This window comes from Ruegeria sp. BG8, from assembly GCF_056538325.1.
This window is the reverse complement of record NZ_JBQFSZ010000001.1, coordinates 91,800-108,994: the sequence shown is the minus strand read 5'-3', so window position 1 is coordinate 108,994 and position 17,195 is coordinate 91,800. Positions and strand designations below refer to the sequence as shown.

21 protein-coding genes and 1 other RNA gene are annotated in these 17,195 nt (G+C 53.8%); 10 read left to right on the top strand and 12 right to left on the bottom strand.

Annotation, left to right across the window (positions count from 1 at the left end):
* Window positions 1-18: 18 nt before the first annotated feature.
* The 10 genes from rseP to ACR0DG_RS00520 form a co-directional block, all read right to left on the bottom strand.
* Window positions 19-1,371 carry an RIP metalloprotease RseP gene (gene rseP / locus ACR0DG_RS00565; RefSeq protein WP_480693464.1) on the bottom strand — a complete coding sequence of 451 codons (1,353 nt, stop codon included), beginning with the start codon at window positions 1,369-1,371 and terminating at the stop codon, window positions 19-21.
* A 4-nt stretch (window positions 1,372-1,375) separates the two neighbouring features.
* Complete coding sequence (dxr, locus tag ACR0DG_RS00560) at window positions 1,376-2,548, bottom strand: 1-deoxy-D-xylulose-5-phosphate reductoisomerase (RefSeq protein ID WP_480693462.1); 1,173 nt, start codon at window positions 2,546-2,548, stop codon at window positions 1,376-1,378.
* Window positions 2,548-3,330: a phosphatidate cytidylyltransferase gene (locus tag ACR0DG_RS00555; RefSeq protein WP_480693460.1), complete on the bottom strand. Its 783-nt coding sequence runs from the start codon at window positions 3,328-3,330 to the stop codon at window positions 2,548-2,550. The genes dxr and ACR0DG_RS00555 overlap by 1 nt, the downstream gene beginning before the upstream one ends.
* The gene (locus ACR0DG_RS00550; RefSeq protein ID WP_480693459.1) at window positions 3,327-4,058 is read right to left on the bottom strand and encodes an isoprenyl transferase; all 732 of its coding nucleotides are present in this window, start codon (window positions 4,056-4,058) and stop codon (window positions 3,327-3,329) included. The genes ACR0DG_RS00555 and ACR0DG_RS00550 overlap by 4 nt, the downstream gene beginning before the upstream one ends.
* Before the next feature lie 8 nt (window positions 4,059-4,066).
* Entirely contained in the window at window positions 4,067-4,630 is a 564-nt protein-coding gene (frr, locus tag ACR0DG_RS00545; protein WP_480693457.1) for a ribosome recycling factor, read from the bottom strand.
* A gap of 185 nt (window positions 4,631-4,815) precedes the next feature.
* Entirely contained in the window at window positions 4,816-5,811 is a 996-nt protein-coding gene (gene acuI, locus ACR0DG_RS00540) for an acryloyl-CoA reductase (protein ID WP_480693456.1), read from the bottom strand.
* Between the two features lie 49 nt (window positions 5,812-5,860).
* The gene (locus ACR0DG_RS00535; RefSeq protein WP_480693455.1) at window positions 5,861-6,964 is read right to left on the bottom strand and encodes a dimethylsulfoniopropionate demethylase; all 1,104 of its coding nucleotides are present in this window, start codon (window positions 6,962-6,964) and stop codon (window positions 5,861-5,863) included.
* Window positions 6,965-7,471 carry a DinB family protein gene (locus tag ACR0DG_RS00530; protein WP_480693453.1) on the bottom strand — a complete coding sequence of 169 codons (507 nt, stop codon included), beginning with the start codon at window positions 7,469-7,471 and terminating at the stop codon, window positions 6,965-6,967.
* A complete protein-coding gene (locus tag ACR0DG_RS00525) occupies window positions 7,471-8,175 on the bottom strand; it encodes a DUF1326 domain-containing protein (protein WP_480693452.1) in 705 nt (234 codons plus the stop codon). The genes ACR0DG_RS00530 and ACR0DG_RS00525 overlap by 1 nt, the downstream gene beginning before the upstream one ends.
* Window positions 8,176-8,179: 4 nt before the next feature.
* Window positions 8,180-8,971 (bottom strand): DUF2182 domain-containing protein, encoded by a 792-nt coding sequence (locus ACR0DG_RS00520; protein ID WP_480693450.1) that lies wholly within the window; start codon window positions 8,969-8,971, stop codon window positions 8,180-8,182.
* An 86-nt stretch (window positions 8,972-9,057) separates the two neighbouring features.
* On the opposite strand from ACR0DG_RS00520, the gene ACR0DG_RS00515 reads away from it, so the two are divergent.
* The 6 genes from ACR0DG_RS00515 (at window position 9,058) to ACR0DG_RS00490 (ending at window position 13,048) form a co-directional block, all read left to right on the top strand.
* Entirely contained in the window at window positions 9,058-9,789 is a 732-nt protein-coding gene (locus tag ACR0DG_RS00515; protein WP_480693448.1) for a FadR/GntR family transcriptional regulator, read from the top strand.
* Between the two features lie 10 nt (window positions 9,790-9,799).
* Complete coding sequence (locus tag ACR0DG_RS00510; protein WP_480693447.1) at window positions 9,800-10,162, top strand: DUF4345 family protein; 363 nt, start codon at window positions 9,800-9,802, stop codon at window positions 10,160-10,162.
* A 37-nt stretch (window positions 10,163-10,199) separates the two neighbouring features.
* Window positions 10,200-10,572, top strand: a transfer-messenger RNA (tmRNA) gene (gene ssrA / locus ACR0DG_RS00505).
* Window positions 10,573-10,663: 91 nt separating this feature from the next.
* Complete coding sequence (locus ACR0DG_RS00500) at window positions 10,664-11,095, top strand: ester cyclase (protein ID WP_480693445.1); 432 nt, start codon at window positions 10,664-10,666, stop codon at window positions 11,093-11,095.
* A gap of 165 nt (window positions 11,096-11,260) precedes the next feature.
* Window positions 11,261-12,514, top strand: coding sequence for a chromate efflux transporter (gene chrA, locus ACR0DG_RS00495; protein WP_480693443.1), 1,254 nt, complete (start codon window positions 11,261-11,263; stop codon window positions 12,512-12,514).
* Window positions 12,515-12,589: 75 nt separating this feature from the next.
* Complete coding sequence (locus ACR0DG_RS00490; protein ID WP_480693441.1) at window positions 12,590-13,048, top strand: SspB family protein; 459 nt, start codon at window positions 12,590-12,592, stop codon at window positions 13,046-13,048.
* 26 nt (window positions 13,049-13,074) lie between these two features.
* Here the strand turns inward: ACR0DG_RS00490 and ACR0DG_RS00485 are convergent, their stop codons facing one another.
* Entirely contained in the window at window positions 13,075-13,596 is a 522-nt protein-coding gene (locus tag ACR0DG_RS00485) for a hypothetical protein (RefSeq protein WP_480694955.1), read from the bottom strand.
* Between the two features lie 249 nt (window positions 13,597-13,845).
* On the opposite strand from ACR0DG_RS00485, the gene fumC reads away from it, so the two are divergent.
* The 4 genes from fumC (at window position 13,846) to ACR0DG_RS00465 (ending at window position 16,295) form a co-directional block, all read left to right on the top strand.
* Window positions 13,846-15,240 (top strand): class II fumarate hydratase, encoded by a 1,395-nt coding sequence (gene fumC, locus ACR0DG_RS00480; RefSeq protein WP_480693439.1) that lies wholly within the window; start codon window positions 13,846-13,848, stop codon window positions 15,238-15,240.
* Window positions 15,240-15,416, top strand: coding sequence for a DUF4169 family protein (locus tag ACR0DG_RS00475; protein ID WP_480693438.1), 177 nt, complete (start codon window positions 15,240-15,242; stop codon window positions 15,414-15,416). Before fumC ends, ACR0DG_RS00475 begins: the two co-directional genes overlap by 1 nt.
* Window positions 15,413-15,628, top strand: a complete 216-nt coding sequence (locus ACR0DG_RS00470; protein ID WP_480693437.1) for a ribbon-helix-helix domain-containing protein — start codon at window positions 15,413-15,415, stop codon at window positions 15,626-15,628. The genes ACR0DG_RS00475 and ACR0DG_RS00470 overlap by 4 nt, the downstream gene beginning before the upstream one ends.
* 64 nt (window positions 15,629-15,692) lie before the next feature.
* A complete protein-coding gene (locus tag ACR0DG_RS00465) occupies window positions 15,693-16,295 on the top strand; it encodes a DNA-3-methyladenine glycosylase I (RefSeq protein ID WP_480693435.1) in 603 nt (200 codons plus the stop codon).
* A gap of 6 nt (window positions 16,296-16,301) precedes the next feature.
* On the opposite strand, the gene ACR0DG_RS00460 is transcribed toward ACR0DG_RS00465, so the two are convergent.
* Window positions 16,302-17,183, bottom strand: coding sequence for a fructose bisphosphate aldolase (locus ACR0DG_RS00460; protein WP_480693433.1), 882 nt, complete (start codon window positions 17,181-17,183; stop codon window positions 16,302-16,304).
* Between the last annotated feature and the right edge of the window lie 12 nt (window positions 17,184-17,195).

The window sequence follows — 17,195 nt, the reverse complement described above, 5'->3', positions numbered from 1 at the left end:
GCGCAGTCTGTGCCTTATTTAGCAAAACAGATCATTGGTCACTGAGAATACCATCAGTCCGAGGATCAACGAGACGCCTATACCCATCAATACCCGCAGTACCCCGTCGCTTGGTGGCTTACCTGCCACGGCTTCATAGGCGTAAAACAAAAGATGTCCGCCGTCTAAAGCCGGTATCGGGAACAGGTTTAGAAGCCCAACAGCCGTAGACAACACGGCGATGAAAAAGATAAAGTTCTGTGCACCTTGGCTGGCCATGGCACCAGACGTCTCAGCAATTCCAATCGGTCCTGACATGTTACAAGTGCTGATCGCACCCGTGATCATGTGCCACAGACCCGACAATGAGCCATCGACAATTCGAAGGGTCTGGCGAACGCCACCCGTGAACGACTCTACAAAACCGGCTGGGACGGTCTCGGGTTCCAGCATCATTCCACCGACAATACCAATGCGCCAATGGGTGACAAAACCGCCGTCGCTCTGTGGCTCGTCGGTTCTACGCGGTACGAGTGCAAACTCCAAATCGGCCCCATCGCGCCAGACGTCCAGCAAAAGAGCTTTGCCGTCGGATCCTTCGACGAACTCTTTTAACTGATCAAACGCGAAAATAGGTTCACCATTCACTGCAGAGATCACGTCACCTTGCTTTAGGTCGATATCCATGGCTGCACTGCGTGGCACAACTTGTTGGATTAAAGCAGGAAATAGCCATGGCCCGGTTGCGTCCAACGTCTCGCCATCGCGTAAAACGGTGTAATCAAGAACCGGTTGCATCGGCAACGCATCAACGAACTCGGACCACGATTCATCTTGATCAAAGTCAGGCAATGGCACACCGGCGATGGCAACGATTTCGTCCCCTTCCCGCAGTTCCTGAACCGTTCCCGGCAACGGGTACAGCTTTCCAATAGTGAGCGGGTCTTTGGTCACGCCTTGCGACAGAAAAATCAGACCGAAGACAAGGATCGACATCGCGAAATTAAACGCCGGGCCTGCTGCAACTGTTGCTGCGCGGGCCCAAAGAGGTGCTCCATGCATTGTGCGGCGCAACTGTTCCGGAGTCTGTTGCGAAATTTCTGACATCGCTGCCTCGTCCTTGCCCGAAGCGGCGTTCGCATCTCCCAGAAACTTGACGTATCCCCCAAACGGCAAGGCCGCGATTTGCCACCGCGTACCGCGTTTGTCGACGCGGCTCCACAAAACAGGCCCGAAACCTATCGAAAATACTTCGGCATGAATGCCTGACCAGCGGCCAACGATGTAATGTCCGTACTCATGCACCGCCACGATCGCGGACAACGCGATAACAAACGCTGCTATCGTATAGAGCAAATTGCCAAATTGAGGGATCAGAGAAAGTACGTCCAAAGTTTTATCCTGCTCGTTGGGCTACGGCCTCATCCACCCACATCCGTGCCAAATGGTCCGTTTGCAGTATGTTATCAAGTGTGAGAGGCGCATCAATCACACTATTTTCACCTTCAAACCGGTTAAGCACGATCTCAACCATCTCAGCCATTTCAAGAAACCGGATTTTCTTAGCAATAAAATGATCCAGCGCGCGCTCCTTTGCTGCGTTGAACACCGCACCGGAAAGACCGCCCTGCTCCATCACGTGGCGCGCGAGCCTTAAGGCCGGATACCGCGCTTCATCGGGTTGGTGGAACCGAAGTTGACCAAGCTTGGCGAGGTCCAAGCGTTCAACCGGCAAGTCGTTTCGGTCAGGCCAGTTGAGCGCATAGCCAATGGCATGCCGCATGTCCGGGGCACCCATATGCGCCATCACTGCTCCATCGTTGAAGCCCACCAATGCATGAACGATGGATTCCGGGTGAACAACGACTTCTATCTGGTTCGGGGAAGCGCCGAAAAATTCTTTTGTTTCTATGACCTCCAGCGCCTTGTTGAACATCGACGCGCTGTCGATTGTAATGCGTTGCCCCATATTCCAGTTCGGGTGGTTTGAGGCTTGTTCAACCGTGGCCGAAGCGAGATCCGATAAAGGCCAGTCGCGGAAAGCACCGCCACTAGCGGTGATAATGATCCGTTCGACCGTATCGAGTTTTTCGCCGTTGAGCGTCTGAAACACCGCGGAATGCTCACTGTCCACGGGTAACAAACGTGCCTCAAACTTTTGTGCGGTTTCGAGGACCAAAGCGCCTGCGCAGACTAAGGTTTCCTTGTTCGCAAGGGCTAGTGTTGCCCCTTGCTTCAGCGCCTCGAGCCCCGGTGGCAAGCCAGCGGCACCCACTATTGCGGACATAACCCAATCTGCGGGCCGAGCGGCAGCTTCGGTCAGCGCAGCGGCACCTGCGGCAACCTCAACATTGCTGCCAGCCAAGGCTTCCCGCAAGTCGTCCAAGCGGTCTTCGTGGGCAGTAACGGCAATCTGTGCATTCAGACGGCGTGCGTCTCGAGCGAGTTGCTCAATATTCGCGCCACCAGTCAATGCAACGACGTCATAGGCATCAGGGGCTCGGTCAATCAAATCCAGAGTGTTCTGCCCGATCGAACCCGTAGAACCTAAAATCGTTACTCTGCGCATTACATCGTCCCTGGCGCATATAGCAAACCGGCAATCAGTACGAACAAGGCTGCGCCCATCATACCGTCGAACCGATCCAGAAACCCGCCGTGACCGGGAATAAGGTTAGAGCTGTCCTTCACGCCGAATTTGCGTTTAGTGGCACTTTCAACGATGTCGCCTGCCTGACTGGCCATCGAAGCCAACACAGAGACAACAACAAACAAAAACCCGAATCCGGCATACACCGCAAAAACAGCACCCACCAATGCAGCGGCGGCCCATCCTCCGGCAGTGCCGGACCACGTCTTCTTGGGGCTGACCTTGGGCCAAAACTTTGGGCCGCCGATAGCCTTGCCGACAAAATAACCAGCAACATCAGTTGCAACGACCACTGAAATCAACCATACCATCCAGCCGAACCCCATGTTCTCACGGATGGAAATAAAGCCCAAACCAGCGGCTGCGATCCAAATCGCAAAGAGCGCATAGGTTCCCTTCGCACGGCTCACCTGCCCGGCCCCGACCAACGCGGGCGCTAGCAAAAATGGCAGTTTGTACAGGGGCGGTAGATGGTAGCTCAGCACCACAGCGACACCGGTCAAAATGGAAAGCTGGATCGCAACGCCTGGTTTGACTGGGTCAATCATGCGAACCAGTTCCCAGGTCATCAAACCGCACGCCACGGCAATAAACGCCTCGAACCACAGCCCGCCGAGCCAAACTTCGATCGCGCCGATCGCGACGAGAACGGCGGCAGACAGAACACGCGCGGTAAGGTCAGACCATCGGCCTTCGCTCATGCTGGAACCGCTCCGTAGCGCCGCTCGCGGCTTCCGAAGTTGCGGCACAGGCGGCCCAGTTCTTCGGCGGTAAAGTCTGGCCAAAGCGTATCGATGAACTCGTATTCGGAATAGGCCGACTGCCAAAGAAGAAAATTTGAAATCCGAGCCTCACCGCTTGTACGGATCACCAAATCCGGATCTGGAAGAACATGTGTATCCAGATATTTAGGGAGGGTTTCTTCATCCACCTCTTCAGGCTTCAAGCGTCCTTCCGCGACATCTTTGGCCAAGCGTTTGGTTGCGCGCGCAACTTCATCCCGCCCGCCATAGTTCAGCGCAATGGTCAGGTGCACCAGATCGTTATCCTTGGTGGCATCCTCAAGCGTGTCCATGAGGTCCACTAACTTGGTGTCAAGGCGCACGCGATCACCAATAAAGCGCACGCGGACCCCATTTTTGGTTAAGTTTGTTGTTTCCTTGATTATGTAGCGTCGAAACAAACTCATTAGACCAGACACTTCCGCCTGAGTGCGTTTCCAGTTCTCAGTGGAAAAAGCAAAAACAGTCAGGTACTTAATGCCGAGTTCCGGACAGGCTTCGACAACGTCCCGTACGCGGCGAGCACCGGCCTGATGCCCAAATAGCCTGGGGCGACCACGCGCCTGCGCCCACCGCCCGTTGCCATCCATGATAATGGCAACGTGATGCGGGCCATCGATCGGGGTCGTATGCGCAGTATCAGGCATTTTCTCGCTCAGACCTGCATAATCTCGGATTGCTTGGTTTCTAGCGCGGCGTCCACAGCTTTGATCATCTCGTCGGTCAGATCCTGAACTTCGCTTTCCCAGAGCTTTTGATCGTCCTCAGACATCCCATCCGCCTTGGCTTTCTTGATCTGGTCCATGCCGTCCCGACGTACGTTTCTGATCGAAACCCGTGCATGTTCAGCATATTGCCCCGCAACTTTACCAAGCTCACGGCGACGTTCTTCGTTAAGCTCGGGAATCGGCAGCATGATAATGGTGCCGTTTAGTTGAGGGTTGATCCCCAGACCGCTCTCCCGAATGGCCTTTTCAACTTTGCCGACAAGACCTTTGTCCCAGACATTGACTGTCACCATTCGTGGCTCGGGTACGTTAACAGTACCAACTTGGTTGATGGGCGTCATTGATCCATAGGCATCAACCATGACCGGTTCCAGCATCGAAGCTGATGCCCGCCCCGTCCGCAAAGACGCAAACTCGGTCTTGAGATTGGCCATCGCGCCATCCATGCGGCGCTTCAGATCGTCGGTGTCCAGTTCAAAATCGTCAGACATTCTGCTCACTCCCCGTCTTCCGGTGCTGTTTGCAAGGCTCATAAGCCATCACAATCGGGATGTATAGCAATAGTGCTCGGGAAATGCGCCAATGACCAGAGCTGTTTCCGGCATTTTCGCGGTCATTCGTAGGCAAAGAGATCGGCCGCAGCGTGGCTCGGCCGATCTACAGACTTGGTTTAGGTTCAGGCGTTTACGTCCACAACGACACGGCCTTTGACCTGTCCTTTCAGGATATCTGCACCCAATTGTGGCAAATCGCTGAGGCCAGCGGGGTGAACCATGGCTTCAAGCTTGTCCATCGGCAGGTCCGTGGCGACACGTTTCCATGCGCGCACCCGGTTGTCGAAAGGCTGCATCACGCTGTCGATGCCCAGCAGATTCACGCCCCGCAGAAGGAAGGGAATAACCGTTGCCGGCAACCCAGCGCCCCCGGCAAGGCCAACTGCGGAAACGGACGCGCCGTATTTCATCTGCCCCAGCACGCGGGCCAGCATATCACCGCCTACCGCGTCCACACAGCCTGCCCAGGTCTCACTTTCAAGCGGACGTTTGACCGTTTCGTTGAGATGATCGCGCGGCACAATCGTTGTTGCACCAAGCGACTTGAGGTATTCACCAGCTTCTGCCCGGCCTGTCACAGCTGCAACCTCATAACCCAGATTTGCAAGGATCGCCGTTGCAACGGAGCCGACACCGCCTGCGGCACCCGTCACAAGAACCGGTCCATGGTCGGGTTTAAGACCGTGATCTTCCAGTGCCATAACCGCCAACATTGCAGTAAATCCGGCTGTTCCCACCGCCATCGCCTGACGTGTATCCAGCCCCTCTGGAAGCGGAACCAACCAATCGGCCAAAGCGTTGGCCTTTTGTGAATAGCCGCCCCAATGCGCCTCACCCACGCGCCAACCTGTCAGAACGACCTTGTCGCCCGGTTTATAACGATCATCCGAGGACGCTTCGACCGTGCCGCTGTAATCGATACCCGGAACATGCGGATAGTTGCGAACCAATCCGCCCCCTTTCGGAGACATGCATAATCCGTCCTTGTAGTTGACCGTGGAATACTCGACGGCAACGGTGACTTCACCATTTGGTAAATCATCTACCGACAGTTGCCTGACCGATGGGCTAGCCAAGCCAGTTTCTTCATCCTTGTCCATGACCAGTGCGTTGAACATCACAATATTCCTTTCGTTATCAACAGATCACAGCCTAAAGCGGAGGTGATCATACCCAGAATTTTTCGCGCACAATCGCGTTTCGCATCCCGTCAGGAGTTTCCACTTCGACCTGCGTACCTGCGTCCCAATGACTGAGGCGCAGCATTCCGATCGAAACGTTGGTTTCGAAATCCGGCGACCACGCGGCCGAAGTCACATGCCCCACCCGCTTACCACCAGCAAATACCGGCCAAGGCCGGTCACAGGGCGGAACCGCGTCGCCATCTATGGCGATCGGTCGAATTTGTTGCACCGGCCCTTCCTTTGCGACACGCAACAATGCGTCCCGACCGATGCAGCCGATCGCTGTATGGGTGTTGCAGAACTTACCCAAACCGCATTCATGCGGAGTATTGTCGTCTGTCATGTCATTGCCATAAGACAATAAACCGCCTTCGATCCGTTCGATCAGGTTTGGACAACCCGCGCGTACGTTCAGGTCTTCGCCAGCTTTGAACAAGGCGTTCCAAAGCGACATCCCAATGTCGGATCCTTCAACGTAGATTTCAAACCCACCTTGCTTTGAGTACCCCGACCGTGCAACCGCCAGATCCCGGCCCTCGAACTCGAACATATCGAATTTGAAGAAGCGGATATCCCGAACTCTTTCGCCGAATACTCGCGACATCAGCTCGTCCGCCTTCGGGCCTTGGACGGCCAGCGGTGACACGTCGGGTTCGTCTACCAGAACGTCCAGCCTGTAGCCATTGGCGATGCCTTTAACCCAAAGCAGTAAGTCACTGTCAGCAATAGAAATCCACCAGCGATCCTCGGACAGTTTGACGGCAACGGGGTCGTTCAACATCCCGCCGGTTTCGTCCACAATCGGAACGTAGTAACACTGCCCCGGCAACATGCCTCGTAGATCGCGGGGTGTCAGCATCTGCATAAGACGCGCTGCGTCCGGACCACGCAGTTCAACTTGCCGCTCGCACGCAACGTCCCAGACCTGAACATGGGACTTGAGATGGCGATAGTCGGCCTCAACCGACTCGAAGACCGTCGGCAGCAACATACGGTTGTACACCGTAAAGGCCTTAACCCCCGCGGCTTGCACACCCTCGGAAAACGGTGTTCGACGCAACCGGCGCGAAAACGATACCTGTGCCACTCAGACCTCCTGCGGCAGAAAAACCAGATCACTGACCGGGGCCGCCGATCCTGTTTCGGTCAACATCTGATGAAGCTGACCGCGATGATGTGTCTGGTGGTTGAAAAAGTGCATTACGCATTGCGCATAAGGCTTTGTTACATCGTCTTGTTTTGCAGCCGAGAACCATGTGAATGAGCCCGAAAGTTCGCCATCGTTCAAAGTGCTCGCCCAGTCTTCGATACGGCTGTCGATCGTATCTCGCAGCGGCAACCATTCGCTCAGTTCAGCACATAGTGTCTTGCTTTCGGGTATTCCGCCCACTGGCGCCTCACCTTTGTCAAACCGGGATATCCATATCCAATCGCCCCACAACAGATGGTTCGCCGTACCAAGGATCGAGCCAAAAAATGCGCCTCGCTCACAAGCTAGCTCCTCGGGCGAAAGCGCCGAAAGAAAGCCTTTCAACTGACTGTTCTGCCAGCGATTATAGCGTGCCATTTCTTGTGCATAGGCCGCGGTTATCATTACTTGGGTCCGTGCCAGTCAATCGGGCAAATTTCGGCGGATTTGCCGCCAAAGTCCCAAACGCGGCCATAGTCGCGCACCTTGGATTTCGTACCACGCGCAACGATGATGTCGGGCCCCATCCAGTATTTTGAGTTGGTTACCATAACCGGATGATCGGCATCTTTACCGCTGAGCATTTCGATTTCACCCTGAATTTTACGCCCGATCATGATGCGGCGCTTATTGCCATCGCGTTCAATCTGAACCGGTGCCCGCTCGGCACCGATGATCTCGCTGACCAACATAGTGAACAAGCCAGTTGTACCGCCTGCCTGACCGCTGAAAATCTGCAATAGACCGTTATAGGCTTTGCCGCTGGCACGTTCGTCGACATAGGCGGCAACTTTCCACTGACCTTCCCCCATACGACCCGGAATATCCACCAACAGGCCCACGTTCAGGCCAGACAGATCTTCGCCCTCAAAGTGACCCTCATCAACGATAACGCCCATCCAAGCATGGCAGTGCCCTTCGGTCGGAGGGTGCGCACCCAATGACACAACGCAGGGACAGAACACGTCGCAGGAACAGTTCAGGATCAACTCACCCTTGATCGCCCATTCTGTCGGGCTCATCTCGCGCCTTTTGGGATTAGGCATACGGCTGTCGATACGTTGGCTGATCGGCAAGCGGTCCGCCTCTGGTTTTCTGTTTTTAGCCATAAGGTTATCCTCCGTAAGCAAAGGGATAGATAAGCAGGACAAGACCACCTGCGATAAGTGCAAAACCCAGCGGTCGCGTGAGCGCATGACCGATTTGGGGAAGTTTTTCGAGAACCATAAACAGCGTGGCAAGGCCCATCCACAGAAGGCTCATTACACCGCCAACAAAACCCAGAGCCATAAAGCCCCAGCAGCAGCCTACGCAAAACGCGCCCAGCCCCAGACCCATTTTCACACCGCCGGCAAACCCGGTCTTCCAATGACCCAGAAAGTAGTTCATCGGGGCATGACAGACGCCGTGGCAAACCTCTTTCGCGCGGGTGAATTGAAATGCGCCAACGGCGATCATAAGACCTCCGGCTACAAATCCGGACTTGGCCACGCCCAGCATGTCAATCACGCCACCAAACAGCAATGCAAGCTGCAAACCGGTGATCAACGCGGCGAACCCGACCCAGACAATGAAGTAACCCGACAGAACGCCCAGCCACCCTGCCCGCGTCCCATTTGCGCTACGGATAAGGTCGTCATAGCTGCGCAACGTGGGAACAAGCGTAGGCAGCATCATAGCAGCCATCATGATCGCCCACATCCAGAACAATGGGCCGAACTCTGCCATCGGCATATACATGTCCATACGGGGGTCCATCGCAGCCATGGCTTGCCCCATGGGACCAGGTCTGCCGATCCAATCCAGGTCCATGTTGCGGCTCATGGTGAACATGACCCACCACGCCCAAAGGATCAGGGCGTAAAACCCCAGCCACAAGCCACTGCGTAAAACAGCGCGACTCATTTGCTCCTCCCGACTCAGTTCTTGCTTTTCAAATGTCAGACTTTTAAATGTCAGACAAATAAAAACGTACCTACGGTTCCAGGAATATGAAAATTGACCCGCAAAAACCCGCTGATCTTTCGGCGCAGATCGCGCAAGCCATTCGCGACGCGATTATCTCGGGCAGATTGATTGTCGATGAACGTCTTCCGTCGGAATCTGAACTTGCCGATCAGTTTCAGGTGTCCCGTCCTACTGTGCGAGAGGCGTTAAAGAGGCTTGCCGCTCAATCCCTGATCCGGACGCAACGGGGCGCGACCGGTGGGGCTTTCGTGAACCGCTTGAATTTTGAAGACGCGTATTCCCAACAAATCACCACGTCTACGCTGTTGCTGTCGATGAATGCTGTCAGCTTCGATACAGCATGCGAGGCGCGCTATGCGCTGGAACGGGCCTGCGCGCCCCTATCCGCAAAAAGGCGTACGGCTGACCAACTGGCCACCATGAGAGCTGAGATCTTTCGTCAAGCGCAGCCCGGACTGACGGATGAGGCGTTCTGCGCGTCCGACGTTGCATTCCACCGTGCGTTGGTGGACGGCGCGGGAAATCCTGTTCTGTCCTATCAACTGGCCGGTGCTGTTGAGGCGATGCAGCCGCTGATGAACATGATCACCTTTACAGCCCGCTCTCGCGAAGAGATCATCGCGCTGCACACTCAAATTGCCGATGCCCTAGAAACCGGCGACGCTGCCTTGGTTGATGAAACGCTGGTAAAGCTTGAAAAGTACACCAGAAAACTAGCTATAGATGTGGCTGAGAAGCGCCGTAAGGCGACCTGACGAGGATCAGATGGTTTCGACATTAAACATCATTGCTGCCCTTCTTACGATCGCATTTGGACTATTTGGTTTTCTCGCACCTGCCTGGACGGCTGCCTCGTTGGATTTGGCGCCAACAAACAGCAACATGGGTCTAAGCGAGATGAGGGCATCTGTCGGTGGCCTTTTTGTGGTTACCGGCATCGCTGTCATTTGGCTCAACGCGCCTATGGCCTATACAATGCTAGGCGTCGTGTACGCAGGCGCAGCGCTTGGGCGGTTTGTCTCGGTTGTTCTGGACAACCCACCTCTGGTCAAAGCGGCCACTTTTGGTGGAATCGAATTGGTTCTTGCGCTTTGGTTGATATTGGCAAACTTTAGCAGAACCGGATAAATTACGGAAATCGAAAGATATTCATCAAATAAATTCCGGAATTGCATCCCATCATAGGCTACCCTATATAAGTTATGTCCTTCGGGACTATGGACATAAACGCGCTCGTAATAAGCGGATCGGACCCGGGGGCGGTACCCGGCGGCTCCACCATAAATCTGCTGGACGTATCCTTCGTTTGGGGATCACTTTCAGTATCGGGGGGCCGAAACAGGATCGACGAACGTCTAAAGGGGTTAGCTTTGTCTCGGCTGTCTGCCACCGTTACCGGCGAAAATAGTACAATTGCAAACGACAATCGTGCTCCGGTTGCAGTTGCTGCGTAAGCAGTAACAAGACCGAAACTTAAGCCCTTACGCCTAGCCGCGTAAGGCGGGGTTCGCAGGTACCTGGCAACAGAAACCTGCATTTCCCTTCAGTCATGTTCGGCAATTTTCGCGCTTGTTCAGAGTTTGTTCACTCCTTTTGCGCATGCTCTCCGTAAAAGTCAGGAGGGCCGAGATGTCACACGCAGAAGTGCTCAGGGAATGGTATTCCGAAGTTTGGGAAAAGGGCGATACGGATGCCATCGACAGGTATTTTGCACCCGAAGTAATGACCGAAGGGCTAATCCCCGAAATGCAGGTTGGAGCTGACGAGTTTCGCGATTTAGTTATGGCTTTCCGACACATCCTTGGTGACATTGAAGTGAACCTGCCGAAAGTAATTGAAGATGGCGATTGGGTTTCCGCTATTATCCATCTCAGCACCACTCGTGCCGACAACGGGGCCCCACTTCAGGCAACCGGCAGCATCATCGGGCGCATCAAAAATGGCCGCGTGGTCGAAGCGTATAACCAGTTCGACTTCATTTCTCTGTTCGAACAACTCGGTCAGTTCCCACAAGACACTTTGCCCGTGTGCATGACGGGTCAAAGGCTGGATTGGGCGTGACAACTTGCGGGTCATTCAGCCAGCTTAACATCAGCTTGATTAACTTGGTCTAGGGAAGCAAAACCGGGCTTTTTGTGGGAAAACCATCGTTCTTGCTTGCGCTCTGAGGCATACAGGTCAAAACGAAGGGGAAGAACCTACAAACTGATCGATGGATCCTATGCAATGGCGCCTACTGCTTCGGAATTGATCAGGGTCTTCGGTCGGATAGGCCTGTTATCCTTCGGAGGGCCGGCAGCTCAGATTTCCCTGATGCAGCAAGAACTGGTGGAAAAACGTGACTGGTTGGACGAACAGACGTTTCTAAGAGCCTTGTCCTTGTGCATGTTGCTTCCGGGTCCCGAAGCCATGCAACTGGCCACATACGCAGGTTGGCGTTTACGCGGTGTTCAAGGGGGGCTGATCGCTGGCGGGCTTTTCGTTATCCCAGGCGCGGTCGTCATCGCTGTACTGGTTGGACTTTACGCCGCTTTTGGTACCCTGCCCCTCGTCCAAGCGGGTTTCTTGGGCGTCAAAGCTACAGTCATAGTCATCGTCTTACAGGCGTTGAATAACCTTACGCGCAAAGCCATGACGAGTGCTGAGCACTACGCGTTGGCAGGTTTGAGCTTTCTGTCAATCTTTGCCCTTAACCTTCCGTTCCCTTTTATCATTTTGGTTGCCGGCATATGGGGTGCTTTCCGTTTCAGCGCAGCAAACTCCCCGGTTATTCCCCCCACGACCACAAAGCCGCGTGACCAAATTCGAACTGGCGTGCTGTGGCTGACACTGTGGTTAGCTCCTCTGGTTGTGCTGAGTATCTCGGGTCACAATTTGCTCGCAGATATTGGGTGGTTCTTTGCGCGCCTTGCGGTGGTTACTTTTGGGGGCGCATACGCTGTACTGGCCTACATGACCCAAACCGTCGTGGACAAATATCAATGGGTTAGCACAGCGCAGATGATTGACGCGTTAGGACTAGCCGAGACAACGCCCGGGCCGTTGATATTGGTTACCCAGTTCGTCGCCATGTTGGCCGGACAATTGAGCGGCGGCCCGTGGTTGGCCGTTACCGCTGGTCTTGTGGCGCTTTGGGCAACTTTCGTGCCCTGCTTTCTATGGATTTTCATAGCGGCTCCGCATTTGGACCAGCTAGGAAAACGCCCCCGTCTGGCTGCCGCATTGAACGGAATTACAGCAGCCGTCGTTGGCGTGATTCTTAATTTGTCAGTGTGGTTTGGCTTGAACGTGATCTTTCATCAGGTTTCGGAAAAAACATGGTGGATGTTCACTTACCCTTGGCCCAGCTTGTCTGATTTAGACCTGAGCGCAGTTTGCCTAACTGTGATCGCTTGGGTGTTGATATTTAAGTTCAAATTTGGCATGGCGCTGACGCTGGCTGTTATGGCTGCGGCGGGGATCGGTTTTCACGTTCTATGAACAATCCCAGCACTCTCGGACTTTCGTTTCCAGCGAAATCCCTTATGCTGGAGGCACCATTTTTGAGGATGACACATGTCGCAGGACATTGATTACGGGAACCTGATGCACACCGCGATGCGTGGGCTTATTAAGACGGTTCTGACAAGCGTTTCGAAAAACGGCCTGCCGGGCGCGCATCATTTTTTTATTACCTTTGACACACGGCAAGACGGGGTCGAATTGGCCGATTGGCTACGGGAAAGATACCCCGACGAAATGACGATCGTGATGCAGCACTGGTTCGAAAACCTTGAAGTCGGTGAAACCGGTTTTGCCATAACGCTGAATTTCGGCGACGCGCCAGAGCCACTTTATATCCCCTATACATCTATCAAGACATTCGTGGACCCGTCTGTAGAATTCGGACTGCGTTTCGAAAGCCCAGAGGACGAAACCGAAGAGCTCGAGCTTGAAGAAGAGCCGATTGAGGTCGAAGTTCAGAACGACCAACATGATGCGGATGTTGTGTCCCTAGACAGTTTCCGGAAATAATCTGCCTTCACAGCTGGGCTAAACGCTTATTCGCGCTTAAGAAACGTGTCTACGGATCGCGATTTCACTCCATTGCGGAAACGCGAGAACGACAGGTTCAGCCCCCCTTCGGCTAGGGTTCGGTCGAATTGCTGGAGCTCATAGCCCCCCCGGTCGTCTATGAACAACGAAAACACGGTTAGCGTATCGCCCTCTATCCGCCCCCAGACAAACGGCTCACCAAGCATCGGATCCAAGGGCACTTCATGCCCGAACACGTTCCGCTTCATCGCAGCAGAGTATACGTCAGATCGTTCTGATTGCCGAAAGTCTATCGAAAACGACTGTTCTTTGACGCGCCCATCCTCTTTGTACGTGGTGGTTTTCCAACTAACGTTAAAACCGTCCTTAGTTGGATGGATCGAAACACTCATGTCCCGGGGCATTTCGCTTCCGTCGGTATCCACCACATTTGCAGAGCCCACGTAGTCCCCGACAAAGGGTTCAATGACACTTGCGCGCGCTGATGGGCTGAATAGCGCGAAGCCCAGCAATACACCTAAAAACAAAGTGCTTAGTTTCAGGGCGTGTCTCCGTTGAAATAGCAGCACAGTACCCTCCACAATCTCTTTATGGATATTGTAGCTCACCTGCGGTCGCACACAATGGGGCCAAGGTGATTAAGCAAAAGAAAAATGTCGCTAATGCCGATCTATACCTTTCAGAGGCTTAAGTTTAAGGTGCGCGCAACTGGCCGATTGCATGGCGGCGTTGCTGCAGGTAAACGGCATGCGACTGTATACAAGACGGAGTGACCGATGTCTCAGACCCGCACCGAATCCGACAGCTTTGGCCCGCTCGAGGTTCCTTCTGATAAATACTGGGGGGCCCAAACTCAGCGTTCGATTATGAACTTTCCAATCGGTTGGGAAAAACAGCCGGTCGCGATCGTTCGCGCGCTTGGTGTCATCAAGAAAGCCTGCGCAATGGAAAACAAGGCGACGGGTAAACTGGATGCCAGGATCGCCGACGCTGTGATTCAGGCCGCTGGCGAAGTGTTTGAGGGCAAGTTCGATGATAACTTCCCTCTGGTTGTGTGGCAGACCGGGTCCGGAACTCAATCCAACATGAACTCGAACGAAGTGATTGCGAACCGGGCTATTGAGATTTTGGGCGGCGTAATTGGTTCAAAAGACCCAGTGCACCCCAATGATCACTGCAATATGGGTCAATCGTCGAACGACACCTTCCCGACCGCAATGCATATCGCCACAGCGATGAGTGTACGCGACGTGTTGCTGCCAGGTTTGGAAAAATTGGCCACTGGTCTGGAACAAAAATCTGATGAGTTCAAAGACATCATCAAGATCGGCCGGACCCATACGCAAGACGCCACGCCACTGACATTGGGGCAGGAATTTGGGGGGTATGCACACCAAATTCGTCAAGGTATCGCGCGCGTCAAAGCAGCCATGCCGGGAATTTATGAGTTGGCACAGGGCGGCACGGCTGTCGGCACAGGTCTGAACACCCAAAATGGTTGGGGTGAAGCCGTTGCAGCGAACATGGCAGAGATTACGGGGCTGCCCTTCGTCACCGCGCCAAACAAATTCGAAGCGCTGGCTGCTCATGATGCCATGGTGTTCTTGTCCGGAGCTTTGGCGACCATCGCAGGCAGCTGTTACAAAATCGCTAACGATATCCGCCTGTTAGGATCGGGTCCTCGCTCCGGTTTGGGAGAGTTGATCCTCCCGGAAAATGAACCGGGATCCTCGATTATGCCAGGCAAGGTGAACCCAACCCAGGCCGAAGCGCTGACGCAGGTTGCCGCTCATGTCATGGGCAATGACGCAGCAATTAAATTTGCTGGTAGCCAGGGGCATTTTGAGCTGAACGTCTACAACCCAATGATGTCCTATAACCTTCTTCAGTCCATTCAACTGCTGGGCGACGCCGCAGACAGCTTTACTGAACGGATGTTGGTGGGCATTCAGGCCAACGAGCCGCGGATTGAAAAGCTGATGAAAGAGTCGCTCATGCTGGTCACTGCGCTTGCTCCGACAATCGGTTACGACAACGCGACGACGGTTGCAAAAACGGCTCATAAAAACGGCACCACATTGAAAGAAGAAGCCATCGCGCTGGGGTTTGTGGACGAAGAAACGTTTGATGCTGTCGTTCGACCCGAACAGATGATTGGGCCCAAAGATTAATGGGTAAGCCGGTTAACCTAAACCGGTACCGAAAGGAAAAAGCGCGGGCTCAGAAAAAAGCCCGCGCCGACGAAAATGCGATCTCTTTTGGACGCAGCAAGGCGGAAAAAGACGCGGTCAGAAAGCAGCAGGACAGACAGCGCAAAGACCTCGATAACCACGAGTTAGACGAATGAGTGGTCGGCCTGTAAAGCGTTCGCTGACTCTGAAAGGTCACCGAACATCTGTGTCATTAGAAGATGAATTCTGGCAGGCGTTTCGGGATATTGCAAAGCACAAAGATATACCAATCAACGTGCTAGCTGCGCAAATTGATGTTGAGCGCGGACCCGATATTGGCCTTGCTTCCGCGATACGCGTTTTTGTTTTGAATTGGTATCGTTCGTGAATTCGACAGTTGCGTGTTCGGTTCAGCTCAATGTAGGCTGGATTGGAACAAAAGGGGTACAACCATGAGTCAAACAGTGTTTGGACCAGACGGTAAACCGCGCTGTTCCTGGTGCCAGGCCGCACCGGAATTCTTTGCCTATCACGACAACGAATGGGGCTATCCGGTTGCAGACGATCAGCGTTTGTTCGAAAAACTGTGCTTAGAAAGTTTTCAGTCTGGTCTCAGTTGGCGCACGATCCTGTCAAAGCGCGAAAACTTTCGCAAAGCCTTTGAGGGCTTTAAGATCGACGCCGTTGCGCGCTTTGATGAACACGACACTGAACGCTTGTTGCAAGATGCAGGGATCGTACGACACCGTGGAAAAATCGAAGCCGTGATCAATAACGCAAGCCGCGCGCAGGAATTGATAGCCAAGGAAGGATCGCTTGCATCCTATGTATGGCGATACGAAAGCGAGACCCCACCTGCCCCGCAATCTGTATCAACCTCGGCCGAATCCATCGCGATGTCGAAGGATTTGAAAAAACGGGGATGGAAGTTCGTTGGTCCCACAACCGTTTTTGCCTTTATGCAGGCAATGGGTCTGATCAACGACCACGCCTTGGGATGTGTTATGCGCGAAAAAGCGGCGCAGATGCGCCGCGATTTCCAAAAACCACAGTGAGTTCTGTTAGACAGAGGCGCTGTAGATCTTATCGATGTTACCAGCCAACGCAGCGTTGAATTCCGCGTCTGACTGTTGTTTCGACAAACCTTCGGTCAATGCACGCGAGAAGGACGCGATCATTTTTTCGTTCTGATCCAACAACTCACAAGCCTGTTGTGTCGAATAACCACCCGACAGAGCAACGACACGAACCACGCGCGGGTGATCAGCTACTTCGTCATACAGGTTGGCCTTGGACGGGATGGTCAGCTTTAGCATGACATCCTGATCATCATTCAGTTGGTCGAGGTTCTTCAGAATTTCAGCCTTCAGAATATCTTCAGCCTCGGCCTTAGTGGATGAATTGATGTTTACTTCAGGCTCGATGATGGGAACCATTCCTGCAGCAACGACCTCACGCGCGACATCAAACTGCTGTGCCACCACAGCGGCGATCCCGTCGGCATTTGCTTCGTGAATGACCGAACGTTCTTTGGTGCCAAACACACCTTCGGCTTTGGCGAGCGTTTCGGCCAAGCCTGGGATCGGCTTCATCAACTGAACGCCGTTCGCCTCGTCTTCCAAGCCTTTGTCAATCTTGAGAAACGGAACAATACCCTTCACGGACCAAAGAAAATCGGCAACTTTCCGGCCATCAATCTCTTCACCCAGCGTACGTTCGAACAGGATAGCGCCAATAACCTTGTTCTTGGTAAACCCGTCGCCGAGGATAATACGGGCCCGCATTTTTTGAATTTCGCCGAACATCTCTTCGTCCGAGCCGTATTCGGATGCCTCTACCCCGTAAAGCGCCAGCGCCTTTGGCGTCGAACCACCACTTTGATCCAAAGCGGCGATGAAACCTGCACCATTGGACATTTGTTCGCGCTGTTCTGATTTGGACATCTTATATTCCCG